Annotated in this window: 26 protein-coding genes; 15 read left to right on the top strand and 11 right to left on the bottom strand. The window is 64.6% G+C overall.

Translation table 11 applies throughout. The annotated features are described in order from the left end of the window. Nucleotides 1-3: 3 nt before the first annotated feature. From N2603_RS43630 to N2603_RS43600, 7 genes are all read right to left on the bottom strand, one after another. Nucleotides 4-747, bottom strand: a complete 744-nt coding sequence (locus N2603_RS43630) for an ABC transporter ATP-binding protein (protein ID WP_018644482.1) — start codon at nt 745-747, stop codon at nt 4-6. Next, on the bottom strand, nt 744-1,742 hold the full coding sequence (locus N2603_RS43625; protein ID WP_260387056.1) for a branched-chain amino acid ABC transporter permease: 999 nt from the start codon (nt 1,740-1,742) through the stop codon (nt 744-746). Before N2603_RS43625 ends, N2603_RS43630 begins: the two co-directional genes overlap by 4 nt. After that, nucleotides 1,739-2,614, bottom strand: coding sequence for a branched-chain amino acid ABC transporter permease (locus tag N2603_RS43620; RefSeq protein WP_260387055.1), 876 nt, complete (start codon nt 2,612-2,614; stop codon nt 1,739-1,741). Before N2603_RS43620 ends, N2603_RS43625 begins: the two co-directional genes overlap by 4 nt. A gap of 237 nt (nt 2,615-2,851) precedes the next feature. Further along, nucleotides 2,852-3,982, bottom strand: coding sequence for an ABC transporter substrate-binding protein (locus N2603_RS43615; RefSeq protein ID WP_260387054.1), 1,131 nt, complete (start codon nt 3,980-3,982; stop codon nt 2,852-2,854). A gap of 57 nt (nt 3,983-4,039) precedes the next feature. After that, a complete protein-coding gene (locus tag N2603_RS43610; protein WP_260387053.1) occupies nt 4,040-4,918 on the bottom strand; it encodes a shikimate dehydrogenase in 879 nt (292 codons plus the stop codon). 143 nt (nt 4,919-5,061) lie between these two features. After that, nucleotides 5,062-6,000 carry a LysR family transcriptional regulator gene (locus N2603_RS43605; RefSeq protein ID WP_260387052.1) on the bottom strand — a complete coding sequence of 313 codons (939 nt, stop codon included), beginning with the start codon at nt 5,998-6,000 and terminating at the stop codon, nt 5,062-5,064. Nucleotides 6,001-6,403: 403 nt separating this feature from the next. Beyond that, nucleotides 6,404-6,580, bottom strand: coding sequence for a hypothetical protein (locus N2603_RS43600; protein WP_260387051.1), 177 nt, complete (start codon nt 6,578-6,580; stop codon nt 6,404-6,406). Nucleotides 6,581-6,747: 167 nt separating this feature from the next. Here N2603_RS43600 and N2603_RS43595 point away from each other — a divergent pair, with 167 nt between their 5' ends. The 9 genes from N2603_RS43595 (at nt 6,748) to N2603_RS43555 (ending at nt 15,030) form a co-directional block, all read left to right on the top strand. Continuing rightward, the gene (locus tag N2603_RS43595; protein ID WP_260387050.1) at nt 6,748-7,476 is read left to right on the top strand and encodes a LuxR family transcriptional regulator; all 729 of its coding nucleotides are present in this window, start codon (nt 6,748-6,750) and stop codon (nt 7,474-7,476) included. 83 nt (nt 7,477-7,559) lie between these two features. After that, on the top strand, nt 7,560-8,219 hold the full coding sequence (locus N2603_RS43590; protein WP_026312221.1) for an acyl-homoserine-lactone synthase: 660 nt from the start codon (nt 7,560-7,562) through the stop codon (nt 8,217-8,219). 1 nt (nt 8,220) lies between these two features. Continuing rightward, nucleotides 8,221-8,439, top strand: coding sequence for a hypothetical protein (locus N2603_RS43585; protein ID WP_018644490.1), 219 nt, complete (start codon nt 8,221-8,223; stop codon nt 8,437-8,439). A 300-nt stretch (nt 8,440-8,739) separates the two neighbouring features. Then, nucleotides 8,740-9,657, top strand: coding sequence for a branched-chain amino acid ABC transporter permease (locus N2603_RS43580; RefSeq protein WP_018644491.1), 918 nt, complete (start codon nt 8,740-8,742; stop codon nt 9,655-9,657). After that, on the top strand, nt 9,654-10,598 hold the full coding sequence (locus tag N2603_RS43575) for a branched-chain amino acid ABC transporter permease (RefSeq protein WP_018644492.1): 945 nt from the start codon (nt 9,654-9,656) through the stop codon (nt 10,596-10,598). The genes N2603_RS43580 and N2603_RS43575 overlap by 4 nt, the downstream gene beginning before the upstream one ends. Continuing rightward, nucleotides 10,591-11,358 (top strand): ABC transporter ATP-binding protein, encoded by a 768-nt coding sequence (locus N2603_RS43570; RefSeq protein WP_260387049.1) that lies wholly within the window; start codon nt 10,591-10,593, stop codon nt 11,356-11,358. The genes N2603_RS43575 and N2603_RS43570 overlap by 8 nt, the downstream gene beginning before the upstream one ends. Beyond that, on the top strand, nt 11,351-12,064 hold the full coding sequence (locus N2603_RS43565) for an ABC transporter ATP-binding protein (RefSeq protein ID WP_260387048.1): 714 nt from the start codon (nt 11,351-11,353) through the stop codon (nt 12,062-12,064). Before N2603_RS43570 ends, N2603_RS43565 begins: the two co-directional genes overlap by 8 nt. A gap of 982 nt (nt 12,065-13,046) precedes the next feature. Then, on the top strand, nt 13,047-13,613 hold the full coding sequence (locus N2603_RS43560; RefSeq protein ID WP_260387047.1) for a hypothetical protein: 567 nt from the start codon (nt 13,047-13,049) through the stop codon (nt 13,611-13,613). Beyond that, nucleotides 13,594-15,030: a lipase family protein gene (locus tag N2603_RS43555; protein WP_260387046.1), complete on the top strand. Its 1,437-nt coding sequence runs from the start codon at nt 13,594-13,596 to the stop codon at nt 15,028-15,030. The genes N2603_RS43560 and N2603_RS43555 overlap by 20 nt, the downstream gene beginning before the upstream one ends. 18 nt (nt 15,031-15,048) lie before the next feature. Here the strand turns inward: N2603_RS43555 and N2603_RS43550 are convergent, their stop codons facing one another. Continuing rightward, nucleotides 15,049-16,485, bottom strand: coding sequence for a glutamine synthetase family protein (locus tag N2603_RS43550; RefSeq protein ID WP_260387045.1), 1,437 nt, complete (start codon nt 16,483-16,485; stop codon nt 15,049-15,051). A gap of 151 nt (nt 16,486-16,636) precedes the next feature. Then, nucleotides 16,637-17,995 (bottom strand): aromatic ring-hydroxylating dioxygenase subunit alpha, encoded by a 1,359-nt coding sequence (locus N2603_RS43545; RefSeq protein WP_260387044.1) that lies wholly within the window; start codon nt 17,993-17,995, stop codon nt 16,637-16,639. A gap of 113 nt (nt 17,996-18,108) precedes the next feature. Here N2603_RS43545 and N2603_RS43540 point away from each other — a divergent pair, with 113 nt between their 5' ends. Both N2603_RS43540 and N2603_RS43535 read left to right on the top strand, forming a co-directional pair. After that, the gene (locus N2603_RS43540) at nt 18,109-18,894 is read left to right on the top strand and encodes an IclR family transcriptional regulator domain-containing protein (RefSeq protein ID WP_260387043.1); all 786 of its coding nucleotides are present in this window, start codon (nt 18,109-18,111) and stop codon (nt 18,892-18,894) included. A gap of 155 nt (nt 18,895-19,049) precedes the next feature. Next, nucleotides 19,050-19,382, top strand: a complete 333-nt coding sequence (locus N2603_RS43535) for a PRC-barrel domain-containing protein (protein ID WP_018644500.1) — start codon at nt 19,050-19,052, stop codon at nt 19,380-19,382. A gap of 104 nt (nt 19,383-19,486) precedes the next feature. Here the strand turns inward: N2603_RS43535 and N2603_RS43530 are convergent, their stop codons facing one another. Together N2603_RS43530 and N2603_RS43525 are read right to left on the bottom strand one after the other, a co-directional pair. Continuing rightward, the gene (locus N2603_RS43530) at nt 19,487-19,879 is read right to left on the bottom strand and encodes a group II truncated hemoglobin (RefSeq protein WP_260387042.1); all 393 of its coding nucleotides are present in this window, start codon (nt 19,877-19,879) and stop codon (nt 19,487-19,489) included. 220 nt (nt 19,880-20,099) lie between these two features. Further along, complete coding sequence (locus N2603_RS43525) at nt 20,100-21,008, bottom strand: helix-turn-helix transcriptional regulator (RefSeq protein WP_018644502.1); 909 nt, start codon at nt 21,006-21,008, stop codon at nt 20,100-20,102. A 121-nt stretch (nt 21,009-21,129) separates the two neighbouring features. Between N2603_RS43525 and N2603_RS43520 the strand changes: the two genes are divergently transcribed. The 4 genes from N2603_RS43520 (at nt 21,130) to boxC (ending at nt 26,071) form a co-directional block, all read left to right on the top strand. After that, on the top strand, nt 21,130-22,671 hold the full coding sequence (locus N2603_RS43520; RefSeq protein WP_260387041.1) for a benzoate-CoA ligase family protein: 1,542 nt from the start codon (nt 21,130-21,132) through the stop codon (nt 22,669-22,671). 229 nt (nt 22,672-22,900) lie between these two features. Further along, complete coding sequence (locus N2603_RS43515; RefSeq protein ID WP_260387040.1) at nt 22,901-23,719, top strand: alpha/beta fold hydrolase; 819 nt, start codon at nt 22,901-22,903, stop codon at nt 23,717-23,719. Between the two features lie 18 nt (nt 23,720-23,737). Beyond that, entirely contained in the window at nt 23,738-24,262 is a 525-nt protein-coding gene (locus tag N2603_RS43510) for a DUF309 domain-containing protein (RefSeq protein ID WP_018644505.1), read from the top strand. Nucleotides 24,263-24,382: 120 nt separating this feature from the next. Further along, nucleotides 24,383-26,071 (top strand): 2,3-epoxybenzoyl-CoA dihydrolase, encoded by a 1,689-nt coding sequence (boxC, locus tag N2603_RS43505; protein WP_260387039.1) that lies wholly within the window; start codon nt 24,383-24,385, stop codon nt 26,069-26,071. Nucleotides 26,072-26,214 lie beyond the last annotated feature (143 nt).

Here is a 26,214-nt window from a genome sequence, read left to right as displayed (position 1 = left end):
CCCTCAATGCCCTAGGTAAGCTTCGATCACGGCGGGGTTCTTGCGGACCTCGTCGGGGCGTCCCATCGCCAGCACCTTGCCTTCCGCCATCACCATCACGCGCGAGCACAGCGACATCACGAACTCCATGTTGTGCTCGATCACGACGAAGGTGGCGTTCTTCTCGCGGTTGATCGCGACCAGGCGTTCCTTCAGGTCCGTCAGCATCGACGGGTTGACGCCGCCGGCGGGCTCGTCGAGCAGCACCAGGCGCGGTCCGCCCATGAACGCCATGGCGGCATCGAGCAGTTTTTGCTGGCCATAGGAGAGGCCGCCGGCGGGCTCGTCGGCGAGATGGTCAAGCTTGAAGAAGCCGATCATCTGGTTGGCTGCGCCCGTCAGCCCTGCATCGGAGCGGCCGACCAGGCGCGAGGCCATGTTGCCCTGGTGCTCCTGCCCGGCGAGAATCAGGTTCTCGCGCACCGAGAGTTTGGGGAAGACCTGCAGGAGCTGGAAGGTGCGGCTGACCCCGAGCTTGTTGAGCTCGGACGGGCGCAGGCCGGTGACGACCTGTCCGTCGAGCTTCACCTCGCCGCCCGATGGCGTCAGCTGGCCGAGGATGCAGTTGAACAGCGTGGACTTGCCGCAGCCGTTTGGGCCGATCAGGCCGAGGATCTCGCCCTCGCGCACATCGAAGCTGACGCCGTTGACTGCGTGAATGCCGCCAAAGCTCTTCTTGATGTCGGTGACTTCGAGGACCGCGCTCATTGCACCGTCTCCAGGCGCGACTTGGCGACGGCGCGCAGCGCAGAGGCCGCCTTCGTGCGCCGCGCCGCCATGTAGCGATCGAGGATTCCCAGAATGCCGGTCGGCGACCAGATCAGCAGCAGCATCACGGCCACCGCGTAGAGCATCAGGTAATAGCCTTCAGTGAAGCGCAGCCATTCCGGCAGCAGCACCGCGATCATCGCGCCGAGAAAGGGGCCGAAATAGAAGCCGGCGCCGCCGACGATCACCATCATCAGCAGATCGAGCGAGAGCGACAGGTTGAAGGGAACAGGGTCGATATATTGCGTCAGCGGCGCATAGAGCGCGCCGGCGACGCCGCCGAGCGCCGAGCCGATCGCGAACGCCATCAGCGTGTAACGCCGCGTGTCGATGCCGAGCGACTGGGCGCGCAAGGGATTCTCGCGCAGCGCCATGAAGGCGCGGCCCCAGGGCGAGCGGATCAGCCACCACACCGCCAGCGACACGAGTCCGAGCGAGCCGAGGCAGACATAGTAGAACGGCAGCGGCCTGTTGGTGGCGAAGCCGAAGATGTGAGGACGTGGAATGTTGGAGATGCCGTAGATGCCGCCGGTGAGCCAGCTCTCGTTGCGGAACACCAGGAAGGCGAGGGTGGAGAAGGCGAGCGTGACGAAGGCGAGGTAGTGGTGCTGCACGCGCAGCGCGGGGTAGCCGAGCACCCAGCCGACCGCGAAGCTCAACGCGATCGCGACCAGGATCGCGGCCGGCAGCGGCCAGCCATGGGTGGTCATGATCGCGGCGGCATAGGCACCGATGCCGACGAAGGCGCCCTGCGCCAGCGAGACCTGGCCGGCATAGCCGAGCGTGAGGTTCAGCCCCATCGCAGCGATGCTCATCACCGCCCATTGGCTCAGGATGAACAGGCCGTAGCGGTTGAAGTTCATGGGGACGACGATCAGCGCGGCGATGACGGCAAGGCCGAGCGCGATCTTCAACGGTCTGGCGAAGCCGCTCATACGGTGCGCTCCTCGGCGCGGCCGAGCAAGCCCTGCGGCCGGAACAGGATGACGGCGATCAGGAAGATCATCGGCACGGCGGCGCGGTACTGCGTCGAGACATAGGCGGCCGCGAGATTGTCGAGCACGCCGATCAGGAGGCCGCCGGCAATCGCACCGCGCACCTGGTTGAAGCCGCCGACGATCGCCGCGATGAAGGCGGCCTGGCCCAGCACCTCGCCAGAGGAGAATTTTGCGAGGTAGATCGGCGTGATCAGCAGCGAGGCCAGCGCGACCAGGAAGGCGTTGATCAGGAAGGTCAGGAGGATCATGCGTTCGACGGGGACGCCGATGATGCGCGCCACCGTCGGGTTCTGCGCCGCCGCCTGCATCTGGTGGCCGAGCGAGGTGCGGTTCAAGAGCGTGGTCAGGCCGAAGACCGCAAGGATGGCGACGACGAGGACGCCGATGCTTTGCAGCGAGACGGCATGGCCGAGGATGGAGATATCGCCGGTCGGCACGATCGACGGGAAGGGCGAGGCCTCCGCGCTGAAGAACTGCTTGACGGCTTCCTTGATGCCGATGGCGAGCGCCATGGTCGCGATCGCCAGCGGCAGCACGCCATGACGCATCATCGGGTCGACCAGCAGCATCTTGAAGGCAAGGCCGAGCAGGATCATCGACATGAGGATGCCGAGGATGATCGCGAGCCAGAACGGCGCGCCCGCATGCATCGCCGCCAGCATCAGGAACGCCGGCAGCATCACGAACTCGCCTTGCGCGAAATTGATGGTCTGCGAGGTCTGCCACAGCAACGTGAAGCCGACCGCGACCAGCGCATAGATCGCGCCGGTGGCAAGTCCCGCGACCAGAAGATCGAACAGATTGGACATTTTCCCCTCTCGTGTCCCTCGTTCCGTTCTGTCGTCTCCCTCTCCCCGTTCTCCTTCTTCTCCCTCTCCCCGTTCTTACGGGGAGAGGGTTGGGGTGAGGGGCTGTCTCCGCGAACTCGATTGTCACCGTGATCGCGGAAGCGGCCCCTCACCCCGCCCTCTCCCCGCGAAGGGCGGGGAGAGGGAGACGAAAGATCTCTCCCCGCGAAGAGCGGGACGAGGGAGAAGGGCGGCGCCTCACTTCACCTTAGGCAGAACCTGCTTCACGACCTGCTTGCCTTCGACCACCTCGACCAGAAAGCTCTGGCGGTCGATGTCGCCGGTGTCGCTGAAGGTGACGTCCATCAAAATGCCCGGCTCGTCCGCGGCCTTGATGGTGAGACCGTGAAGCGTGTCGGCGAACTTCTTCGGATCGACCTTGCCCATCTTCTCGGTGGTGGCCTTCACCATGTAGACGGCAAGGTAACCCTTCAGGCCGTTATGGTCAGGGACGTAATTGTACTTCTTGGAAAACTTTTCGCGGAACGCCTTGATCAGATCGACCGGCGCGTCGGTGGTGAGGCCGACATGGCCGCGCGCGCCGTTGGCGGCATCGCCGGCGAGCTCGATCACCTTCTGGCCGATCAGCGTGGTCTCGCCCATCAGCGGCGCGGTGACGCCCTGGCGCTTCAGCTCTTTCAGGATGCGCGCGCTCTCTTCCTCGTTGAGATAGACGAACACGGCGTCGGGATTGGCGGCTTTGATCTTGCCGACGTCGGCGGCGAAATCGGCCTGGCCCGCTTCGGTCGACAGATCGGCAACCACCTTGGAGCCGAGCCGGTCGAGCTCCTTCACGACGACGTCGCGGCCGCCGCGGCCAAAGTCATTGTTGACCCAGACCACCGCGACGGTCTTCGCCTTCATCTCGTCGTGAATGTATTTTGCGACCTTCGGCATCGACGATTGCTGGCCGAACGAGGTGCGGAACAGGAACTTGTTGCCGGCCTGAGTCAGCTCGGCGGCTTCGCCGCCCATGATCTGCGCGATGCCGGCTTCGGCCGCGAGCGGCGCGGTCACCTTCACCGAGCCGGAATAGCCCGGCCCGAGCAGCACATAGGGCTCGGCGTCGAGCGCTTTCTGCACCTGGGCGCGTGCCACGCCGGGGTTGGATTGCGAGTCGGCGTGAGTGACCTCGAGCTTGCGGCCGAGCACGCCGCCCTTGGCGTTGATCTCCTCGATCGCGAGATCGATGCCGTTCTTCCAGTTGGTGCCGACGGTGGCGCCGCCACCCGAGAGCTCGGCGACGTCGGCAAGCTTGATGGCCTGGGCGTGGACGCCGGTTGCAGTCGCGAAGGCAAGCAGGGCGCCCGCCAGAATGGTCGATTTCATGGTCTCTCCTCCCATTGTCGTTGATGTTGTCCGCGGCCTTGTGTCCGGCCGCTTCCGTTACGCTGCGTGATAGGCCGAGCTTCGTGCCGCCATCACCTCGTCGAATGCCTCTCCCATGACTTCGGTCGATGGGGCAAGGCCGGTGAACAGTTCGAACGCGTCGGCGGCCTGGTAGATCGCAAGTTCACGCCCGGTCATGATCCGCGCGCCCTTGGCCCGCGCCGCGGCCAGCAGCGGCGTGATCAGCGGCGAGTACACGGCGTCGGCGACCCACAGGTTTTCGCGCAGCAGCGAGGCTGGGACCGGGGTGTCCCGGTTCGGCAGCATGCCGACCGGCGTGCCGTTGACGAGGCCGGTTGCGCCGGCAAGCGCGTCTTCCACGCTCGTAGCCACCCGCGCGCCGCCATGCCGGGCCAGCAGCGCGGCGAGTTTTTCGGCGCGCGCCGGCTCGCTGTCGAAGATCCGGAGGTCGGTCACTTTCAGGCTCGCCAGCGCAAAGGCGATCGCCTTGCCGACGCCGCCGGTGCCGATCACGGCCACTGCATTTCCGGAAGACGCCAGCAGCGGTGCGACGGCGCGGGCAAAGCCGGTCGTGTCGGTGTTGTGGCCGATCAGCCGGCCGTCTCTCACGACGACGGTGTTGACCGCCGCCATGGTCGCAGCAGTCGGCGCCAGCTCGTCGAGCAGCGGCACCACGGCCTCCTTGTAGGGAAAGGTGACGTTGACGCCGGCAAAGCCGAGCCGCCGCACGCCCTCAAGCATCATGGCGAGACCGGCCGCATCGGCGCCGGCCACCTCGATCAGCTGGTAATGGCCGCGCAGGCCGAGCGCTTCGGCGGCGCGCTCATGCATGGCAGGGGAGGCGGAATGCGCGATCGGCGCGCCGATCAGGCCGGTGAGGAGCTTCTTGCTGGCGGCATATCCGCGCTTCGACATGGTTCGCTATCGTCTCGTTGGGAGCGTTCGGTCCCGGCCATTAGCGGGGAAATCCGCACAATTCCAAGGGGCCTCCGAGGGGGACGATAGACTTTCCCCCGCCTAACACAATTACGCTTTTGTCCTGCAAACCTAACATCATGTTATTTCTTCCGCGCGCGCCCGGCGGCCGCCTTGCCGTTGCCGCGGGACGGCTCGACCGCGCGCATCTCGGCGCGGAGGGATTCGATGAAGTACTCGACGTGAAGCGACAGCGGCGCGCCGCGCTTCACCGCGATATAGGTGTCGAACCGCGTCGGCTCGGTGATCTTCAACAGCTCGATGCCGGGATAGCCGCCATGGGCCACGGTGAACTGGTCGATGATGGCGATGCCGAGGCCCGCCTTCACCAGCGCGCAGACCGTGGTGCCGAAGCGGGCGCGGATGGTGATGTTGTAGTCGAGCCGGTTGCGCGCAAAGATCCCGGCCATGATCCGGCCGTAGGGATCGTTTGGATCGATACCGATCAGCGGATAGCGGGTGATCTCGGCGGCTGAGACCTGCTTGCGGCCGGCGAGCTCGTGGCCCGGCGGCACGATGCAATAGAGTTCGCCTGAGGCGAGCGGCAGGAAGTCGAGCCCGGAATGCTCCAGCCGGTAGCTCATCGCCACGCACTCGCCGCGGCCGAGCAGGAGATAGTCGATGGCCTCCTCGAGCTTGAGGATGTTGATGTCGATGCCGAGATCGGGATAGCGGCGCCGGACGCGCTCGATCGCGCGCGGCACCATCACCTGCGAGATGCTCGGCACCGAGCCGATGCGCAATTCCGAGAGGCCGCCGCGGCCGATCTTGGAGATGATCTCGGAGAGATCGTCGACCTTCTTGTAGACGCCGTTGATCTGCTCGAAAATGTTCTCGGCTTCCGGCGTCGGGAAGTAGCGGCCGTTCTGGCGCTGGAAGAAGCGGATGCCGAGCGAGCGCTCGGTGTATTTGACGAGGCGGCTGATCCCCGGCGCCGAGACGTTGAGCAGCTTCGCCGCGCCGCCAATGGTGCCCGTCACCATCACGGCACGGATCACTTCAACCTGGCGCAGCGTCATCATGGTCTTGAAATGTCCTTGGCATCCGAAAAACGATCGTGGCGGCGATCATCTCATGAGAGCCGTGCTGTCATCCAGCGGCAAGTGTGTCGATGTAGGGAGGAGGCTAAGTCTCTCTCGTGTCCCGGACGCGCTGCAACGCGTTTAGCGTTGCGGCGCAGAGCCGGGACCCAGAAGGCCAGAGAGGAAGTTGCGGATGGATGGGCCCCGGCTCTGCAGCGCATCGTCGAAGAGACGCTGCGCTGCGTCCGGGGCACGCAAGCGCGGCCGGTTTATCACCCTCTCCGCAAGGGGTGAAGGAAGCCCAACTTCTCTTTCAGAGTGTTTCGACTAAAATCTGCGCGTTCAGATGGAAGGGCGTCCTCGCGCGATCTGTTGCGTCGGCTTCGCTTGCTGCAACTGCGTTTTAGCTCGCAGGGCCCTCGGGCAAAATGTTGCCCGCCAACTTCGCGCGCTCGCTCTGCAGCACCTCGCGCGCGAACTCGATGATCTTCTGCTTGTTTGCCGTTTCGCGCACGGCGAAAAACACGCGGTTCAATTCCAGGCCGAGCACGCTGTTGAGGGCGATGTTCTCGTCGTCCATCGTGATTTTCCCGCTTTATACGCCTTTAGGTGTAACTTGACGTCACTTCTTCCACAAGTAGATTAAAGCCTTGGAGCAGGTCGCTACCGGTAAACTACGGGACCAGCGAATTGAGGCAGCCCTCGAATACGTGCTATACCTGCCGGTGTGGGTCAGGGAATGCACCGATGTCCGCCGTAGACTATGGCCGGGAGGCGCTCGACTTCATTGAAGGTCTTGGGGCTTATCGCAAGGTCCCAGACGCCATGAATGCGCTTGAAGTCGCCTTCGGTCGCTTCGGCTTCGAAACCATCATCGTGACGGGGCTGCCGAATCCCGATCAGCGCTTTGCGCAGATGGTGCTCGCCAAGCGCTGGCCCGCGGGCTGGTTCAGCCTGTACACCCAGAAAAATTACGATCGCGTCGACCCGGTGGTGCGGCTGTGCCGGCAATCGGTCAACCCGTTCGAGTGGTCGGAAGCCCCCTATGATGCCGAACTCGAGCCTGACGCGGCCGAGGTGATGAACCGCGCCGGCGATTTTCGCATGTCGCGCGGCTTCATCGTGCCGATCCACGGGCTCACCGGCTATGAAGCCGCGGTGTCGCTCGGCGGCGTTCATCTCGACCTCAATCCCCGCAGCAAGCCGGCGCTGCACCTGATGGCGATGTATGGCTTCGACCACATCCGCCGTCTGCTCGAGCCGGCGCCATATCCCTCGACGCGGCTCACCCCGCGCGAGCGCGAGGTGATCTCGTGGGCCTCGCAGGGCAAGTCGGCCTGGGAGATCGGCGAGATCCTGCACATCACGCAGCGCACGGCCGAGGAGCATCTTGCAACCGCCGCGCGCAAGCTCGGCGCGGTCAACCGCACGCATGCAGTGGCGCTGGCGATTCGCGGCAAAATCATCAATCCGTAAGCGACGTACTGGGAAATTTCCCAATATCGAACCTGCGTCTTTTGGCAGATTCTTTCCCCCATTGAGGCTGAATGGGGGTTTTCATGATTCACGCAATTTCCGCAGTCAATCGCCACCTTTACGAGGACGTGCTCGAACAACATTTCAGGCTGCGCCACGATATCTTCGTCGAGGAGCGGCGGTGGGAGACACTGCGCCGGCCCGATGGCCGCGAGATCGATTCCTATGACGACGAGGATACCGTCTATCTGCTTGCGCTGGAGGGCCGGCGTGTCGTCGGCGGCCATCGGCTCTACCCGACGACCAAGCCTTCGATGATGAGCGAGGTCTTCCCGCATTTGGCCGCGGTGCGCGGTTGTCCCGCAGATCCCTTGATCTGGGAGTGGTCACGCTACTTCGTCGTCCGCGACCGCCGCGACGGCGCGCTCAACCTGCAACTGATGGCGGCGGTGCAGGAGTTCTGCCTCAATCAGGGAATCGCGCAGGTCAGCGCGATCATGGAAACCTGGTGGTTGCCGCGCTTCCACGAAGCCGGCTTCGTCGTGACGCCGCTCGGCCTGCCGGCCCTGGTGGAGAACGCGTGGACCATGGCGGCCACCATCGACATTCGTCGGCAGACGCTCGATGCCCTGCATGATCGCATCGGCATGGCTTCGGTCGTGCAGCAGGACGGCCCGCTTCTGGACGCCGTCGCCCGTGCCAACCTCTGCGGTCTTGCTGCCGCGCAACGAAAGAGCGCCTGAGATGTCGAACATGATGCGGGACAGCCAGATCATGGCGCAAACCCAGGACGAGAACCTCGGCTACATGTCCGACATGGCGCTCGAGCTGGCGCAGATGGCGGAAGACTCCGGACTGACGACGCTCGCCTATCTGTTCCGGATGGCGGCGCTGGAGGCTTCGACCGTCAACAGCGTGCTCGCCGAGCCGGAGGATTTTCCTCAGCAGATGACGTCGCACTAGACGCATCCTTGCTTCATTCAACGACGTTCGCACCCTCTCCCCGGTCGGGGGGAGGGTGATGTCATTTGGGTGCGGCAGCTTGCCCCATCCTGCGCGGCAGCCTTTTTGCATTGCGAGGCGCGCCTCGGTCTCATGTGCCGGGATGCAACAAAGTGCATGTTTGGTGTCGAATCGCTCTTGCCTCGGAACGATACTGCCATTACCCATTTTTCCGCCTTGATGAGGCAGGGGGAGCTCTTTCACTGATGGCGACTGTGTTCGAACATCGGCGCGCGTCCGTATGCGCCTGAAAGAGTTTTGATGCTGCTCGTCGTCGAACAGTTTTTGAACGGATTGCAGTTCGGCCTGCTGCTGTTCCTGCTCGCCGCCGGCCTGACGCTGGTGTTCGGGATCATGGATCTCGTCAACCTCGCGCACGGCTCGCTCTACATGATGGGCGCCTATTTCGCCGCGACCTTCGCGGCCTGGACCGGCAGCTTCCTGCTGGGTGCGCTGATGGCGTTAGGGGCCACGCTGGTGCTCGGCATCGTGCTCGAGGTGACGGCGCTGCGGCATCTCTACGGGCGAGACCATCTCGACCACGTGCTGGCGACGTTCGGCCTGATCCTGTTCTTCAATGAAGCCGTGCGGCTGATCTGGGGCCCGGCCGGCCTCGCGCTGCCGCTGCCGGCCTGGCTCACCGTGCCGGTGCCGATCCTGCCCGGCATTCACTATCCCGCCTATCGGCTTGCCATCATCGCCGTGGCGCTGCTGGTCGCGCTCTTGCTCTATCTCGGCGTGATGCGCACCCGCATCGGCATGCTGATCCGCGCCGGCGCCTCCAACCGCGAGATGATCGGCGCGCTCGGCATCAACATCAAGCTGCTCTACACGCTGGTGTTCGGCTTGGGGGCCGCACTCGCCGGGCTGGCTGGCCTTATGCAGGCGCCGATTCTCACCGTGCAGATCGGCATGGGCGAGAACATTTTGATTCTCGCCTTCGTCATCATCGTGATCGGCGGCATCGGCTCGATCCGCGGCGCGTTCCTGGCCGCGATCTTCGTCGGCATGATCGACACGCTCGGCCGCGCCTTCCTGCCCAATCTGCTGCGGCAGGTGTTGAGCGGCGCCGCGGCCTCCACCGCCGCGCCCGCGCTGTCCTCCATGCTGATCTATCTCCTGATGGCGATCGTGCTGGTGGTGCGGCCGGAGGGGCTGTTTCCGGCCAACCGTCGATGAAGAGTTTGAGCGTGAGCAAGGCCGTCACGGCCCTGATGCTGGCGGGCCTCGTGCTGCTGCCGCTCTATTCGTCGTTGTCCGGCAACATCTTCATCATGACACTGTTCACCCGCATCGTCATCCTGGCGCTGGCGGCGGCGAGCCTCAACCTCATCATGGGTTTTGGCGGCATGATGAGCTTTGGTCACGCTGCCTATCTCGGCATCGGCGGCTACGCCGTCGGCATGCTGGCGCAGGAAGGGGTTGGTTCCGGCTTCATCCAGTTCCCGGTCGCGCTCGCGGCGTCCGCGATCTATGCGCTCGTGATCGGCGCGCTCTCCTTGCGCACCCGCGGCGTCTATTTCATCATGATCACCCTGGCCTTCGCGCAGATGGCCTACTACGTCGCCTCGGGTCTGGCGCGCTATGGCGGCGATGACGGCCTCACCGTCTACAAGCGCAGCGATTTCTCCGGGCTGATCAACCTGTCGGACCGCACGCAGTTCTATTATCTCTGCCTCGCCTGCCTCTTTGGCGTGATCTTCCTGATCTGGCGCATCGTCAATTCGCGCTTCGGCCTCGTCGTGCAGGGGCTGCGCTCCAACGAGCAGCGCATGCAGGCGATCGGCTTTCCCGCAAAACGCTACCAGCTGGTCTGCTTCGTCATATCCGGCACGATGTGCGGCCTCGCCGGCGCGCTGCTCGCCAACAACACCGACTTCGTCAGCCCGGCCGTGATGTACTGGACGCGTTCCGGCGATCTCATGGTGATGGTGATCCTCGGCGGCATGGGCACGCTGTTCGGCCCGATCATGGGCGCGGTGGTGTTCCTGCTGCTGGAAGAGTTCCTGTCGCAGATCACCGAATATTGGGCGCTGATCATGGGGCCGCTGCTGCTGCTGATCGTGCTGTTCGGCCGTGGCGGCATCATGGGCATGCTTGGGAGGGCTGGCCGTGGCTGAACCCTTGCTCCGCGTCGAAAAGCTGGTGCGCCGTTTCGGCGGCATCGTTGCGACCGACAACGTCTCGCTCGACGTCGCGGCCGGCGAGCTGCATGCCATCATCGGCCCGAACGGCGCCGGCAAGACCACGCTGATCAGCCAGCTCACCGGGCACCTCGAGCCGCATTCCGGCAGCGTCTCGCTGGCGGGGCGCGACATCACCTATTTGCCGGCCTATCGGCGCTGCGCGCTGGGACTTGCGCGCTCGTTCCAGATCACCTCGCTGCTGCTTGACTTCACCGCCGCGGACAATGTCGCGCTCGCCGCGCAGGCGCATGCCGGGACCTCGTTCCGCTTCTTCGCCAATGCGCGCAAGGAGAAGGGTCTGCGCGATGCCGCGCACGCCGCGCTCGACCGTGTCGGTCTCGGCCATCGCGCCGATGTCGTGGTGAACAGGCTCAGCCATGGCGAGCGGCGCGAGCTCGAGCTTGCGGTCGCGCTCGCGAGCAAACCGAAGCTGTTGCTGCTCGACGAGCCCATGGCCGGGCTTGGTGTGACCGAATCGCAGCGCATGGTGAAACTGCTTCAGGAGCTGCGCAAAGAGGTCTCGATCGTGCTGGTCGAACACGACATGCCTGCGGTGTTCGCGCTGGCCGACCGCATCTCGGTGCTGGTCTATGGCCGCGTCATCGCCTCCGGCGATCCGGCCGCGATCCGCGCCAATGACGAGGTCAAGCGCGCCTATCTCGGCGATCAGCATGTGGTGACGCATCATGGCTGACACGCTGCTCGAGGTCGACGGCATCGAGACCTGCTACGGCCTGTCCCAGGTGCTGTTCGGCCTGTCGCTGTCGATCAGCTCGGGCGAGATGGTGTCGCTGATGGGGCGCAACGGCATGGGCAAGACCACGACCATCCGCTCCATCATGGGCCTGACCCCGGCGCGATCAGGCGCGATCCGTTTCGCCGGCGCCGAGGTGCGGCAGCTTCCGTCCTACCGAATTGCAAAACTCGGCGTCGGCCTGGTTCCGGAGGGGCGGCAGATCTTCCCGAACCTCACCGTCCGCGAAAATCTTGTCGCCGCCGCCGCTGACCGTTTCGGCAGCCCTAATCCATGGACGCTGGCCGCGATCTACTCCTTGTTCCCGCGGCTCGCCGAGCGCGCCGCCAACATGGGCAACCAACTCTCCGGCGGCGAGCAGCAGATGCTTGCGATCGGCCGCGCGCTGATGACCAATCCGAAGCTGCTGATCCTGGATGAAGCGACCGAAGGCCTCGCGCCGCTGATCCGCGAAGAAATCTGGAACTGCCTGTCTCTGCTGAAGAGCCGCGGACAGTCGATCCTCGTCGTCGACAAGAACGTCGACCATCTCGCCCGCATCTGCGACCGCCACTACATCATCGAGCGCGGCAAGACGGTGTGGAGCGGCACGTCCAGCGAGCTGATGGCCGAGCCGGATCTGCAGCACAAATATTTGGGTATTTGAGCCCCACTCCAGCAGCGTCGTCATTGCGAGCGCAGCGAAGCAATCCAGAGTCTTTCCGCAGAGGGATTCTGGATTGCTTCGCTGCGCTCGCAATGACGGAAGAGATAGACGAGATCTCTCACCAATAAATCCCATGCCGATGCAGCTCGCGGATCACGCGGGCCTCGGTGGAGGGCTGGCGGCGCTTGGCTTTGGCCGTTTCAGTCGCGCTCCTCGTCACCGGTGCGGTCGTTGGCGAAGCTGGCGCTGCGGTGGTCGGGGTTGCCGCTGTTGTGGGAGCGGGAGCCGCCACCGGGGCTGTCGACGCCGGCGCGGTCGTTGCCGTCTGGACATTCGGAGCCTGCGCTGCCCGGGGGCCTGGGTCGCCTGCGGCGGGACAGGTGCCGTCGTGGCCGGCTGCTCCGCCTGCTGGTTCGCACTGCTGGCTGCCAGGCTCAGGCTGCGCGAACCGCCGGCATAGGCCTCTGTTGCGAGCAGCGAGATCGCTGCGATCAGGATCAGCTTGCGCATGGCAAACTCCGTCATCTGGTCAATCCGTCTTACCCAATTCGCGAGCTACCTGTGGCTAGCGCGCGAGGCGGTGCAGGCCGATCTCGATCAGGGTGGCCCGGCAGGACAGGCGATAGATCAGGCTCACCAATTGACCCCACATGACCGAACTCCGTTGTTGATCACGAAGGGACTCTAGCCCCGTCGTCTTTCCAGCGGTTTTCGCCGGGCGACGTAAATGGCTTCGTCGGACGGCGGCGGCATGTCGTCGGAACGGGCGGGACGAAGTCGTCTCACAGGGCTGTGAGGGGCGGGGGCTGCGGAGCGATAGCCGTGTTGAGCGAACCAGACGATGTCCGTTGCGATCACCCCATATCAGAGGTAGTAAGGGCCGGGGGTCTTCGCGGAAGATCATTTGGGAAAATGTCACCGCGCGAGCATGACATCGCAACCTGACGGGAATTCTCATCGTCTGCGCTGGAGAGCCGGCCTGTTGCTGCTCGTCGTCCTGCCTTTCCTCCCGGAATTGGTGATATTGCTCACCTCTCTCTTCGCCGGTCTGTCGGGATGCCGGCCCGCCAGCGATGCTGGCTGTCCGATCGGCAATTCTGCGGCGGAGATCATCCGTCATGCGCTGGATGCCGGTTTTGTGGTGGGCTCCCGCTTTGGCGACGGCCTCGCCGTGTTGTGGCTCGCGGCCTGCTGCTGGCTGATCACGCTGGGGTGGGCCCGGTTATGGTCCCGATTGCTGCTGGCGTTTGCGGTCAGTCTCGTCTGCGCATTCGTCCCCTATTTCGGCCCGATGCTTTCGATCAGCCATCTCGTCAATCCCAAATGCTCACCCAACGAGGGAGGCGTGGGTGACTGCATCGTCTATGGCGGCGATGTCGGCGGCGTGGCGCACCAAGTGGTCGGCCTGGGCTGGAGGATTCTCGAGGGCGCTCCGATCGCGATCGGGATATTCGTTGTCTATGCCGTCGTCGCGGTGGTCACCGATCTGCGTGCGAGGAGGCAGGCTCTCCGGTCCCCAGCTGATTCTCTTGACCGGCCTCCCGCTTAGCCGGTCTTCACGCGATATTGCCAAAAAAGGGCGGCTATGGTCTCATGCAGCCATAGATTGTCGTTATATATTTGGAGACGTTGCCATGCGGTTTCGTTTCGCAGCATTTCGGGTCATTTTTGCCAGCGCGGGTGCCGCCATCTGGCTTTCGTCGGTTCAGACCGCCGCGGCTCAGTCCAACGATCCCGACATTCTGGCAGCCTATGCCTACAGATATGCGGACTATTACCTGCCTTATGCCATCCAGTCGTCCACGGCCTACAAGCCGGTCGGCATACTGAACACGATGCGTGATGCCGGCCTCGGCGAGGAAGTCGATTACGCGGTCCAGAATGCGATTCCGGCCACGCAGGAAGATCTCAGGGGATACGCGCGGAAGATATTCAAGCCGTGGCGCTATCAGTTCGGCAGCGAATCTTACCTCACTTGCCTCGATCCGGCGGACGAAGCCTGCAAGGCAGCTTACGCTAGGCGCGGCTGGGATTTTGGCAGCGGCCCGACATACCAGGTATGGGCTCGGACGCGTGCGGCTGCGCGCAGCTCCTGCAGCGAAGTTAGCATTGCGTTCCGCGGCACCGTCGGGCTTTCCGGAGGCGACTGGTACTCCAATCTCAGCCGGTTCGGTTCGCCCTACGACGACTATTATAAGCAGCTCCAGCGCAACGTGGACACGATCATGAAGCAGATCCAGAATCTGGACTGCTACAAGCGGGCTGCCAGGAAGCCGCAGATCGTTTCGACGGGGCACTCGCTTGGTGCAGGCCTCGCGCAGTTCGTCGCGCTTGCGACCAGGTCCGGCGGTCCTCGGATCGCCAAGGTGCTCGCGTTCGATCCATCCCCTGTGACCGGCGCGCACCTCGTCAACAAGCTGCTTCTGACCGAAAACGTCCAGGGCCTCGTCATCGACCGCGTCTATGAGACCGGAGAAGTCCTGTCATATGCCCGCGCCGCCGTTCAGGAATATCCGCAGGCAAGGTCACGCTGCAATCCGCAGGTGCGAACGGTCGAGGTCAAGGCTGCACGTGGTTCGTCCATCGGACTGCATGGAATCGAGCTGCTCGCGACCAACCTTGCGGACCTCACCTACAACGAAGGCAATTCGTTGGGGTACCGCGCGCCGGTCACGCTGGTTGGTGGCTGCGACGTCATCTATCGTCCCGATACGGACGAGCAGTTGATCGTGCGCGGCGGCAACCAGCGAGAAGTCGGGTTGCGACGCGTTTACGCGCGAGGTGCCGGCCGGCTCGTCGCTACGAATCAGGCCAATCCAGCGCTGCGCGCAGGCGTGACACGGGCCGGCTTCCGCCAGCCGAATGGTGAGCCGGGGACCCGCATGGGGTCCGGCCCGACCGCCACTGCGTTCGCCCTTGCGGCCGGAGGCGTACCCAGCTTCACGCCGCTGCCTCGTGCAGAATGACGGGAGCTGATTGCTGACTCAGAACATCTCGAAATATTCGCGATGCTCCCAGTCGGTGACCTCGGCCAGGAAGCGGTCGATCTCGGCGTTCTTGATGTGGGTGTAGTAGTCGACGAACTCAGCACCGAACTTTTCGCGGAAGAACGGGTCGTCCTTCAGTGCGGCGACCGCATCGCGCAAGCTCTTCGGCAGCAACGGCGCCTTGGTCTCGTAGGGCGTGTCGGCCGAGGGGCCGGGATCGAGCTTGCGGTCGACGCCGTCGAGGCCAGAGAGAATCTGCGAGGCCATGTAGAGGTAGGGATTGGCGGCGGGCTCGCCGATCCGATTCTCCACGCGCGTGGCGGCATCGTTGGCGCCGCCGAGCACGCGGATCATCACGCCGCGATTGTCGCGGCCCCAGATCGCGCGGTCCGGCGCCAGCGAATATGAGCGGTAGCGCTTGTAGCCGTTGATGGTCGGCGTGGTGAACACGGTGGACGCGCGGGCGTGGTCGAGCAGGCCCGCGAGGTAGGACTTGCCGAAGGCGCTGAGGGGCTCGCTGCCGTCTTTCGCCATGAACTGGTTCTCAGCCGTCGCACGCGAGACGATCGACTGGTGCAGATGCCAGCCGCTTGCGAACACGTTCGGCAGTTTCGGCCGGCACATGAAGGTGGCGTGATAGCCGTGGCGGCGGGCGATCTGCTTCACGGCGCTGCGGAACAGCACCATGTTGTCGGCGGGCTCCAGGCCTTTTCTCGGCGCGAAGGTGAATTCGCACTGGCTCGGCCCGAACTCGACTTCGACCGAGCGTAGCGGCAACCCCAGCGCAACGACATCGCGTCGAAGAATCTCCAGCACCGGCTCCATCTGATCGAAGCGCTGTTCGGTGAGATATTGATAGCCTTGGCTGAGCAGGCTCACCGACGGCGGCGTGCCCGGCTGTCCCGCGTCCTCCGCGCGCATATGCGGGTCGTCGAGCCTGAAGATGTGGAATTCGACCTCGAGCCCCGCGACGAAATCGTAGCCGCGCGCGCCGAGCCCATCGAGCACGCGCTTGTAGAGCCCGCGCGTCGCGAAAGGCACGGGACGGCCGTCGTTGAAATAAAGGTCGCAGAGCACCCAGCCCGTGGTTGGCGCCCAGGGCAGCACGCGAAACGTGGTGGGATCGGCAACCATCAGCACATCAGCCGCGCCCTCCATCTCCTTCATGCCGAACCCGCCGCCCGATGTGAACACCGGAAACACCGTGCGGTGCGAGGTGTCTTTCGCCAGCATGGTCGTGGTGATGGAGCAGCCGCTCTCCAGCGAGGCGATCGCTTCCGACGCGATGATGGTCTTGCCGCGCAAAATGCCGTGCTGATCGGGGAAGGCGAGGCGGATGACCTCGAGGTTCCTGTCTTCGACGATGCGACGCATGCGCACCGCGGCGTCCTTCTGCTCATCCGACCACAGCGCATGGCGCGCGACGAAAGTCACTTTGCTACTCCTTCAGTCGTGAGGCGCGAAGCATGCGCCACATTCTCCGTCATTGCGAGGAGCTCTTGCGACGAAGCAATCCAGAGTCCCTCCGGAGAGGCAGTCTGGATTGCTTCGCTGCGCTCGCAATGACAAGGATAGGCCGTCACCCTTACTCCGCCGCCGTCAGCCGGTGCACGTTGTCCGCGATCTCCTTCGGCACCGGCGCGGTCCACGGTGCGCCGCGGCGGCGCTTGACGTCGACCTCCATCCAGTAGGTCTCCCAGCCCCGCGTCGGCCCGATGCCGTCCATGGTCGCCGGCCCCTGGATGCTGCGCGCATTGGCCTCGTCCAGGAACAGCATCGGCTTCTCGCCGCCGGAAACCTTCTCGATCTCCTGCCGCAGCAGGCGGCGATATTGCACGATCGCCTTGTCGCTCGAACCGAGATGCTCCTTGGTGCGGTCCTGGATCGCGCCCATCGATTCCACCGCCCACTGGTCGTGGACGTTGATGTCGGTGCCCATGCCGGTATAGGTCGCGGTCTGCTGCTCGTGCGGATCGAAACCGTAATCGTTGCTGCGGTTCTTGCGCGAGACGTAGTCGGGCAGCTCATAGAGCTCGAGCCGCTGGTCGCGCATCTTCTGCTTGTCGACCGGGTTGGTGTAGCTGGTGAAGATCGCGTACCAGTAGCAGTTCTCGTCGTCGACAGGGACGTGCCACTGCGTGATCGTCATCTCCGTGCTCATGGGAATGACGAAGCCGTGCGGAAACAGCTGGTTGGTGACGCGCACATGGGTGCGCTCCTCGTCGATCTCGCGCAGCGCGATCAGCCGCAGGCCATATTCGGTGTGCTCGACATTGATGATCGGCCGGTCGTATTCGCGCAGGATCTTCGTCATCGGCAGGTCGGAGCCGGCGGAGGCGCCGCGGAACTGCTTGCCATAGGCGGTCGAGGTGTCCTCGTCCTCAAAGAAGCGATGCAGATAGGAGGCGTGGGCGGGATCGATGCCGACTTCGAGCGCCTGCAGCCAGTTGCAAGCCATGTGGCCCTTGAACGCGAAAGTGTGCGTGCCGGGCGCGACGAAGCAGTCGATCTCCGGGAATGCGGGCGGCTCACCCTCGCCGAGATAGGCCCAGAGGATGCCGCTCTTCTCCACCACGGGATAGGAGCGCTGGCGGATGTTCCGGCAGAGCTTTGAATCCTTCGGCTCGGCGGGCGTCTCGATGCACTGGCCGGTGGCGTCGAACAGCCAGCCATGGAAGGCGCAGCGCAGGCCGCCATGCTCGAGCCGTCCGAAGGCGAGGTCGGCGCCGCGATGTGCGCAGTGGCGGTCGATCAGCCCGTAGCGTCCGGTCTCGTCGCGGAACAGCACCAGATTCTCGCCGAGAAGCCTGACGGGACGGATCGGCCGCGCGCCCTCCAGCTCGTCGACCAACGCCGCCGGCTGCCAGTAGCTCCGCATCAGCTTTCCGCAGGGGTCCTTCGGCCCGGTGCGGGTGATCAGGTCGTTCTGCTCCTGGCTCATCATGGCGAGTGCATCCTTTGTGGAGTGGCGTTTGTTCGCCTATTGAACGAATGGGCGAATTATGACATGCCTTGGAAAGGCAGCAAGCACTATTTTGCAGGATTGTCCCTGAGACCATGCCCAAGCTGAAGCGGAGTGAGACTGACGAGCGGGCGACGGATTTCGTCGAGGCCCTCGACCGCGGCCTGCGCCTGCTTCAATGCTTCGGCACGACCGCAGGCCCGATGACGCTGAGCGATCTTGCCCGCGCTGCCGATCTTCCGCGCGCGACGGCGCGGCGCATGCTGTTCACGCTCCAGCGTGGTGGTTTCGTCAGTGGCGACGGAAAACTGTTCTCGCTGACGCCGCATGTGCTGACGCTGGCGGCGTCGTACCTGCGCTCCAGCCAGCTCGTCACGGTGCTGCAACCGGTGCTCGATCGCGTCGCGACTGCGGCGAACGAAATCTCCTCGCTCGCGCTGCTCGACGGCGACGACGTCGTGTTCGTTGCGCGCAGCAGCCCGGCGCGCATGTTTTCGGGTGGGCTGGAAATCGGCTACCGCCTGCCGGCCTTCTGCACCTCGGTCGGCCGCGCCATGCTCGGCCGGCTCGACGATGCCGATCTCACCGCGCGCCTGACGGCGATGAAGCGGGAGGCGCTGACGCCGCAGACGGTGACAGACCCGAAGGCGCTGCTCGCGCGCATCACCGCCGACCGTGCGCTGGGCTATGCGCTGGTCGACCGCGAGGCTGAGCCGCATTTCCGCTCGATCTCGGTCCCCGTCCGCCGCTACGATGGCGTGATCGTCGCCGCCATCAACATGGGCGCCCATGTCGACCGCGTGCCGGCGCAGGAACTGATCGACCGCTTCCTGCCGCTGCTGCGTGAGGGGGCGGAAGCGGTGCGATCGCAGCTGCTGTAGCCCCCGTAGCCCGGGTGGGCCAACGGGTCGGCGCGAAGCGCCGCCCGATGACAGGCTCCGTGATACCCGGGAAGCGGTCGCGAGACCCGGATGTCGCTTCGCTCATCCGGGCTACGGGACTATAATGCGCTCCACACAAGACTAGGGAGCACGCCATGCAACACACCATGGTTCCCAGTGATCGCGTGCAGCACGTCACCGTCTATGGTTGTGACGGGACGAAGCTCGGCACGATCGAGCGGTTGATGCTCGACAAGGTGAGCGGAACGGTCGCCTACGCCGTGATCAAGACCGGCGGCCTGCTCGGCACTCATCACCATTATCCGGTGCAGTGGAGCGCGCTGAAATATGATCCGGCCCGCCAGGCCTTCCAGGTCGAGCTGACGTCGGAGCAATTGAGCAGCGGCCCCTGCGAGTTCGATGGCGAGGAGTTCGATTGGGGCGACCGCTCGCGGCCCTACCAGCATCCGAATTACTGGTCGATCTAGCGGTGCGGCAGTTTGTAGCCCGGATGGAGCGCAGCGAAATCCGGGATCTCACGGCAGGCGAGACCTTCCCGGATTGCGCTTCGCTCCATCCGGGCTACGGGCCATCACCGGTTGCGCATCCAGTCGGCGAGGCCTGATATCGCGCTATCGAGATCCTTCCGCGCGGCGCTGTCTGTCACCGTCTCCTCCATCGCGCCACGCATGCAGAGCATCCACGCATCGCGCTCGGCGTCCCCGATGGCAAAGCCGATATGGCGCTGTCGCAGCCGCGGGTGTCCCTTCTCGGGGGTAAAGAGCCGCGGGCCGCCGGTCCATTCGGTGAGATAGCGCTTCAGCACGTCCCGGATCAGGCCGAGGTCGGCCGCATGCATGGCGCGGATGATTTTCGCTTCCGGCAGCGTGTCCATGCGGTCGTAGAAGCGGTCGACGAGACGATCGATCGTGGCGCTGCCACCGATCCGCTCGAACATGGAGATTGCGACGTCGCTATCGGTCATCATGGATCCCAGGGCTTGCTATTGGGCGTTGATATAGTGGCATCGCGACGCGCCTACAAACTCTACTGTCGTCCCGGCGAAGGCCGGGACCCATAACCACAGGGAGAAGTTTTGCGAAGGCTAGTCGTTCGGGATTGGCAGCGCGCGCAATCGATGGATCACGCGGTATGGGTCCCGGCGTTCGCCGGGACGACGGCGGAGTGTGCCGCGAGAGATTGCCCTACAGCGCCACACTGCGCAGCCCGAAGCTACGGGCTTCGTTCTGCAGCACCGGCCGCACCGCATCGATCAGGCGCGCCGCCGCGGCATCGACCGACAGTCCTGCCGTATCCACCACTGCGGTTGCGCGCGAATACAGCGGCTCGCGGCTGAGCAGGATGTTGCGCAGCTCCGTCATCGCCGAGCGATCATCCGCCATCGGGCGCAGGTCGCCCTGGCGGCGCACGCGGGCCATGTGCTCCTCGGGCTCGGCCTTCAGCCAGATCGTGTAGAAAGACGACAGGATCTGGTCGAAGGTCAAGGGCTCGGAGACGATGCCGCCGCCGGTCGCCAGCACCATCAGCTCGTTGCGCGCGAGCAGTTGCTGCAGCGCCGCCTGCTCCATACGGCGAAAGCCTTCCTGGCCGTAGAGCGCAATGATCTCGGCGACCGAGAGCCCGTTCTGCTGCTCGACCTCCTTGTTGAGCTCGACAAAGCTCCAGCCGATCTTCTTCGCCAACATCCGCCCAAGCGTCGACTTGCCGGCGCCGCGCAGGCCGATCAGCGCGATGCCGCAGAACGGCGCGCGTCGCGGCGCGGACGCGCTGCCGCCAGTGAGCAGATCCTTTGCCTGCGCGATCTGCGCCGGCGTCGCCTTGCGCAAGAGGTCGCGAAACATCTGCCAGTCCGGCGTCGGGTCGGTTGAGGGAAGCAGGTCTTCGAGATGCGCGCCCATCGCGCCGGAGACGCGGCGCAGCAGCACGATGGAGACGTTGCCCTTGCCGCTCTCGAGCTGCGCGATATAGCGCTCCGAAATCCCCGATACCTTGGCGAGCACTTTTCGCGACATGCCGCGCAGCGCGCGCATGGTGCGCACACGCTGGCCGAGCTGTTCAAGGAAGCGGGATTCGGCGTCGGGACTGTCGGTCATGAGCCTTCTTTGCAGGTGTCCTGCGGCGCGTTTTAATGAAACATAGTGCCTGCTGGCATTGACAGCAAGCCGCCGGAGTGTCTTTCTATGAATTATAATTCTAAATTCGGGAGAGATGTCCGTGAGCGAGGGATCCTATAACGCGGTGACCTGGCTGCTCGACCGTAACGTCGAGGAGGGGCGTGGCAACAAGCTCGTCTTCGACGACACCGTTTCGCGGCTCAGCTATGGCGAGCTCCAGCAACAGACCCGGCGCGCCGCCAACATGCTGCGCCGGCTCGGCGTCCGCCGCGAGGAGCGCGTGGCGATGATCATGCTGGATACGGTCGACTTCCCGATCGTGTTCCTGGGTGCGATCCGCGCCGGCATCGTGCCGGTGCCGCTCAACACGCTGCTGACGGCGGATCAGTACGCCTACATCCTCGCCGACTGCCGCGCGCGGGTGCTGTTCGTGTCGGAGGCGCTGTATCCGGTCATCAAGGACGTCGTCGGCCGCATGCCGGATCTCGAGCATGTCGTGGTGTCCGGCGCCAAGCAGAACGGTCACAAGCAACTAGCTGAAGAGATCGCAGGCGAGAGCGACCAGTTCACCACCGCCGCGACGCACCCCGATGAGCCCGCGTTCTGGCTCTACTCGTCGGGCTCGACCGGCATGCCCAAGGGCGTGCGCCATCTGCATTCGAATCTTCAGGCCACCGCGGACACCTACGCCAAACAGGTGCTCGGCATCCGCGAGAGCGACGTGTGCCTGTCCGCCGCAAAACTGTTCTTCGCCTATGGCCTCGGCAACGCGCTGACCTTTCCGATGTCGGTCGGCGCCAGCGTGATCCTCAACAGCGAGCGGCCGACGCCGGCGCGCATGTTCGACCTGATGAACCGCTACAACCCCTCGATCTTCTACGGCGTGCCGACGCTGTTCGCGGCCATGCTCAACGACGAGACCATGAAGAGCGAGCGCGGCGGCGGCGTCTTGCGCATCTGCACCTCCGCCGGCGAGGCACTGCCGGAATCCGTCGGCAACAACTGGAAGGCGCGGTTCGGCGTCGACATCCTCGATGGCGTCGGCTCGACCGAGCTGCTGCACATCTTCCTGTCGAACGCGCCCGGCGACATCAAATACGGCTCGTCCGGCAAGCCGGTGCCGGGCTACGCGGTGCGGCTCGTCAACGAGGCCGGCCAGGACGTGGCGGATGGTGAGGTCGGTGAGCTCCTGGTCGATGCGCCCTCGGCCGGCGAGGGCTACTGGAACCAGCGACACAAGAGCCGCCGCACCTTCGAGGGACCGTGGACCCGCACCGGTGACAAATACATCCGCGACGCGGATGGGCGCTACACCTTCTGCGGCCGCGCCGACGACATGTTCAAGGTCTCCGGCATCTGGGTCTCGCCCTTCGAGGTCGAGAGCGCGCTGATCACGCATCCGGCAGTGCTGGAAGCCGCCGTCGTGCCCGAGGCCGATCCGGAAGGACTCTTGAAGCCGAAGGCCTTCGTCGTGCTGCGCCCCGGTGCGAAGACGACGGAGCTGCAGGAGACGCTGAAGGAGCACGTCAAGCAGAAGATCGGCCCGTGGAAATATCCGCGCTGGATCGACGTGGTGGAGTCCCTGCCGAAAACGGCAACGGGGAAGATCCAGCGGTTCAAGCTGCGGGAAGGGACGAATTGAGTGTGCGAACTGCACTTGCTTACCCTCCCCTGGAGGGGGAGGGTCGGCACGCGATCGAGCGCAGCGAGATGCGTGACGGGGTGGGGTGATCTCTCCACGCGGGCACTGCATCTGCGGAGAGACTGTCACCCCACCCCGCTTCACATCTTGCTACGCTCGCTGTGAATCGACCCTCCCCCTCCAGGGGAGGGTGGGCATCTCGGCCTTGGCTAGGAATGGGACTTCGACCATGACCAACCTCACCCCCACCGGCTTCCTCAGCATCGGCAGTGCCAGCCTCGAATACAAATGGCTCGCGCCGCTGGCCGCCGACGCACCCATCGTCGTGATGCTGCATGAAGGCCTCGGCTCGGTCGGCCTCTGGGGCGACTTCCCGGAAAAACTCCAGCAGGCGACCGGCGCCGGCATCTTCGTCTATTCGCGTGCGGGCTACGGCCAGTCGAGCCCGGTCACGCTGCCGCGGCCGCTCGATTACATGCAGCGCGAGGCGCTGGACGTGCTGCCGAAGCTGCTCGACGCGATTCAGTTCAAGCGCGGCCTGTTGCTCGGCCATTCCGACGGCGCCTCGATCGCGACGATCTATGCCGGCGCGCATCAGGATCATCGCCTGAGCGGCCTTGTGCTGATCGCACCGCATTTCATCGTCGAGGACATCTCGGTGAAGTCCATCGCCGCGATCAAGACGGCTTACGAGACGACCGACCTGAAGCCAAAGCTCGCGCGCTGGCACAAGGACGTCGACAACGCCTTCCATGGCTGGAACGGGGCCTGGCTCGATCCAAAATTCCGCGACTGGGACATCTCGGAATATCTCGCCTACATCCGCGTTCCCGTCATGGTCCTGCAAGGTGCAGGCGACCAATATGGGACATTGCGCCAGGTCGAAATTGCGCAGGAAGAGTGCTATTGTCCGGTCGATTTTAAAGTCATTTCAGACGCGGGCCATTCCCCGCATCGTGAAGCGCCGGGGGCGACGCTTGACGCGATTGAGCAATTTGCAAGAGCGGCCCTGCGCGACGACCAGGGACTTCAGGGACACGCCGCATGACTATGCGGAGGCACATCTGTGAATGTGCCTTCACATGCAAGCGGTCCGCTGCCGTGGCCGCGATGGGCCTACGTGCCGGGCGAGACCGGCGGCGTTGACGCCGATTACGAGACGCTTCGTCTGGCAAAGGCGCTGGTACCCTCGGCCTTCCGCGGCTACGTGCCGGCGCGGCATCCGGCGCTGCGCTACGGGCTCGCGCTCAACGACCGCGGCTATTTCTGGGAATCGCAGGAGGTGCTGGAGGCCGTGTGGGCCGCAGCGCCGCAAGGCGGCCGCGAGCGCATTCTGCTGCGCGCCTGCATCCACATCGCCAACGCGAATCTGCGGCTGCGGATGCAGAGGCTGCACTCGGCCGCGCGGCTGTTCGGTGATGCGCAGGCCGAGCTGCGGGCGCTGAGCACGCGCAAGGCGGCCGCCGGCGGCGACGGCTTTGTCGAGAGCTTTCCGATTCCGGCGCTGACCGCGCTGCTGCAGGCCAAGCTCGGCCGTCCCCAGCTCTCCAAGGCCGACTGGATTGCGCTTGGCGCTATCGTGCGGTCCTAGCAATCCGCATGAAACAAAGTGCATGCATGAGCGGTTAAGGGCTAGACGCCTTCCAAAAGATGCACTATTGTGCATCTAAAGGTAAACGCCAGAACGCATAATCAAGCTCAAGGGTGGCCCATGGCCGGGGAAGATCGGCGCCTCGCAGGCGGCGCGACATTCATCGATTTCCAGACCGAACCGTCCCGCTACAAGCACTGGAAGCTCGCGGTCGACGGCGATGTCGCGACGCTGACCATGGACGTCGACGAGAATGGCGGCCTGTTCGAGGGCTATCAGCTCAAGCTGAATTCCTATGACCTCGGCGTCGACATCGAGCTCGCCGACGTGGTCCAGCGGCTGCGCTTCGAGCACCCGGAAGTGAAGGTCGTGGTGATGCGCTCCGCCAAGAACCGCGTGTTCTGCGCCGGCGCCAACATCCGCATGCTCGCGGGCTCCACCCATGCCCACAAGGTCAACTTCTGCAAGTTCACCAACGAGACTCGCAACGGCATGGAGGATTCGTCCGAGAATTCCGGCCAGCGCTTCATCACGGTCGTGAACGGCTCGGCCGCCGGCGGCGGCTATGAGCTGGCGCTCGCGACCGACCACATCATCCTCGCCGATGACGGCTCGTCTGCTGTCGCGCTGCCCGAAGTGCCGCTGCTCGCGGTGCTGCCGGGCACAGGCGGCCTCACCCGCGTCGTTGACAAGCGCAAGGTGCGCCGCGACCACGCCGACTTCTTCTGCACCATCGAGGAAGGCGTGAAGGGCAAGCGCGCCGTGCAGTGGCGTCTCGTCGACGAGATCGCGCCGAACTCGAAGCTGGAAGGCAAGATCGCCGAGCGTGCCAAGGAGTTCGCGGCGGCCTCGAAGCGCAAGGGCACCGGCAAGGGCATTGCGCTTTCCCCGCTCAAGCGCATCATAGGCGAGAGCGGTATCCAATACGGCTTCGTCAGCGTCGACATCGACCGCGCCGCTCGCATCGCCACCATCTCGATCAAGGCCCCCGAGGCCGCGCCGCCCGCCGACATCGACGGCATGATGGCGCAGGGCGCTTCGTTCTGGCCGCTCCAGGTCGCGCGCGAGATCGACGACGCCATCCTGCATCTGCGCATCAACGAGCTCGAGATCGCGATGCTGGTGTTCAAGAGCCATGGCGACCGCGCCCATGTGCTCGCGCACGACGCCTTCCTCGAAGCCAACAAGGCGCACTGGCTGGTCAACGAAATCAGGCATTACTGGAAGCGTGTGCTGAAGCGCATCGACGTCACCTCGCGCACGCTGGTGACGCTGGTCGAGCCCGGCTCCTGCTTTGCCGGCACGCTGGCCGAGCTCGTCTTCGCCGCCGACCGCTCCTACATGCTGATCGGCACGCGCCAGGGCGACAACCGTCCGCCGCCGTCGATCGAGCTCTCCGCGATGAATTTCGGTCCGTACCCGATGAGCCACGGGCTGACCCGGCTGGAATCGCGCTTCCAGGCCGATCCCTCCGACGTCGAGCGCGCCGAAGCAACGCTCGGCACCGCCCTCGATGCCGAGCAGGCGGAAGAGCTCGGCCTCGTCACCTTCGCGCTCGACGACATCGACTGGGACGACGAGGTCCGCGTGTTCCTCGAGGAGCGCGCCAGCTTCTCGCCCGACAGCCTCACCGGCATGGAAGCGAGCCTGCGCTTCGTTGGTCCCGAGACGATGGAATCAAAGATCTTCGCCCGCCTCACCGCCTGGCAGAACTGGATCTTCCAGCGCCCCAACGCGGTCGGCGAGGAAGGCGCGCTGCGCCGCTACGGCAGCGGCCAGAAGCCGAAATTCGATATGACGCGGGTTTAACGATCTTCGTGTCCCGGGCGCGGCGCAGCGCGAAGCGGTGCGACGCAGAACCGGGACCCACACAGACCGAGCAATAGGTCCCGGCTCAGCAGTGCAGCACTTCGCGCCGCACTGCGTCCGGGACAAGAGAGCGCAAGGAGCAC

Origin of the sequence: Bradyrhizobium huanghuaihaiense (genome assembly GCF_025200885.1) — a bacterium.
GTDB lineage: Bacteria > Pseudomonadota > Alphaproteobacteria > Rhizobiales > Xanthobacteraceae > Bradyrhizobium > Bradyrhizobium huanghuaihaiense.
Note: the sequence above shows the minus strand (reverse complement) of the source record. Positions and strands in the feature narration are given on the sequence as shown.

Coding starts and splice junctions, on each gene's coding strand:
- N2603_RS43605 (WP_260387052.1), bottom strand. CDS start 6,000: ATGATGACGCTGCGCCAGGTTGAAGTGATCCGTGCCGTGATGGTGACG.
- N2603_RS43580 (WP_018644491.1), top strand. CDS start 8,740: ATGCTGCTCGTCGTCGAACAGTTTTTGAACGGATTGCAGTTCGGCCTG.
- N2603_RS43515 (WP_260387040.1), top strand. CDS start 22,901: ATGACCAACCTCACCCCCACCGGCTTCCTCAGCATCGGCAGTGCCAGC.
- N2603_RS43600 (WP_260387051.1), bottom strand. CDS start 6,580: ATGGACGACGAGAACATCGCCCTCAACAGCGTGCTCGGCCTGGAATTG.
- N2603_RS43620 (WP_260387055.1), bottom strand. CDS start 2,614: ATGTCCAATCTGTTCGATCTTCTGGTCGCGGGACTTGCCACCGGCGCG.
- N2603_RS43625 (WP_260387056.1), bottom strand. CDS start 1,742: ATGAGCGGCTTCGCCAGACCGTTGAAGATCGCGCTCGGCCTTGCCGTC.
- N2603_RS43595 (WP_260387050.1), top strand. CDS start 6,748: ATGTCCGCCGTAGACTATGGCCGGGAGGCGCTCGACTTCATTGAAGGT.
- N2603_RS43535 (WP_018644500.1), top strand. CDS start 19,050: ATGCAACACACCATGGTTCCCAGTGATCGCGTGCAGCACGTCACCGTC.
- N2603_RS43530 (WP_260387042.1), bottom strand. CDS start 19,879: ATGACCGATAGCGACGTCGCAATCTCCATGTTCGAGCGGATCGGTGGC.
- N2603_RS43525 (WP_018644502.1), bottom strand. CDS start 21,008: ATGACCGACAGTCCCGACGCCGAATCCCGCTTCCTTGAACAGCTCGGC.
- N2603_RS43630 (WP_018644482.1), bottom strand. CDS start 747: ATGAGCGCGGTCCTCGAAGTCACCGACATCAAGAAGAGCTTTGGCGGC.
- N2603_RS43610 (WP_260387053.1), bottom strand. CDS start 4,918: ATGTCGAAGCGCGGATATGCCGCCAGCAAGAAGCTCCTCACCGGCCTG.
- N2603_RS43540 (WP_260387043.1), top strand. CDS start 18,109: ATGCCCAAGCTGAAGCGGAGTGAGACTGACGAGCGGGCGACGGATTTC.
- boxC (WP_260387039.1), top strand. CDS start 24,383: ATGGCCGGGGAAGATCGGCGCCTCGCAGGCGGCGCGACATTCATCGAT.
- N2603_RS43590 (WP_026312221.1), top strand. CDS start 7,560: ATGATTCACGCAATTTCCGCAGTCAATCGCCACCTTTACGAGGACGTG.
- N2603_RS43565 (WP_260387048.1), top strand. CDS start 11,351: ATGGCTGACACGCTGCTCGAGGTCGACGGCATCGAGACCTGCTACGGC.
- N2603_RS43545 (WP_260387044.1), bottom strand. CDS start 17,995: ATGATGAGCCAGGAGCAGAACGACCTGATCACCCGCACCGGGCCGAAG.
- N2603_RS43575 (WP_018644492.1), top strand. CDS start 9,654: ATGAAGAGTTTGAGCGTGAGCAAGGCCGTCACGGCCCTGATGCTGGCG.
- N2603_RS43585 (WP_018644490.1), top strand. CDS start 8,221: ATGTCGAACATGATGCGGGACAGCCAGATCATGGCGCAAACCCAGGAC.
- N2603_RS43615 (WP_260387054.1), bottom strand. CDS start 3,982: ATGAAATCGACCATTCTGGCGGGCGCCCTGCTTGCCTTCGCGACTGCA.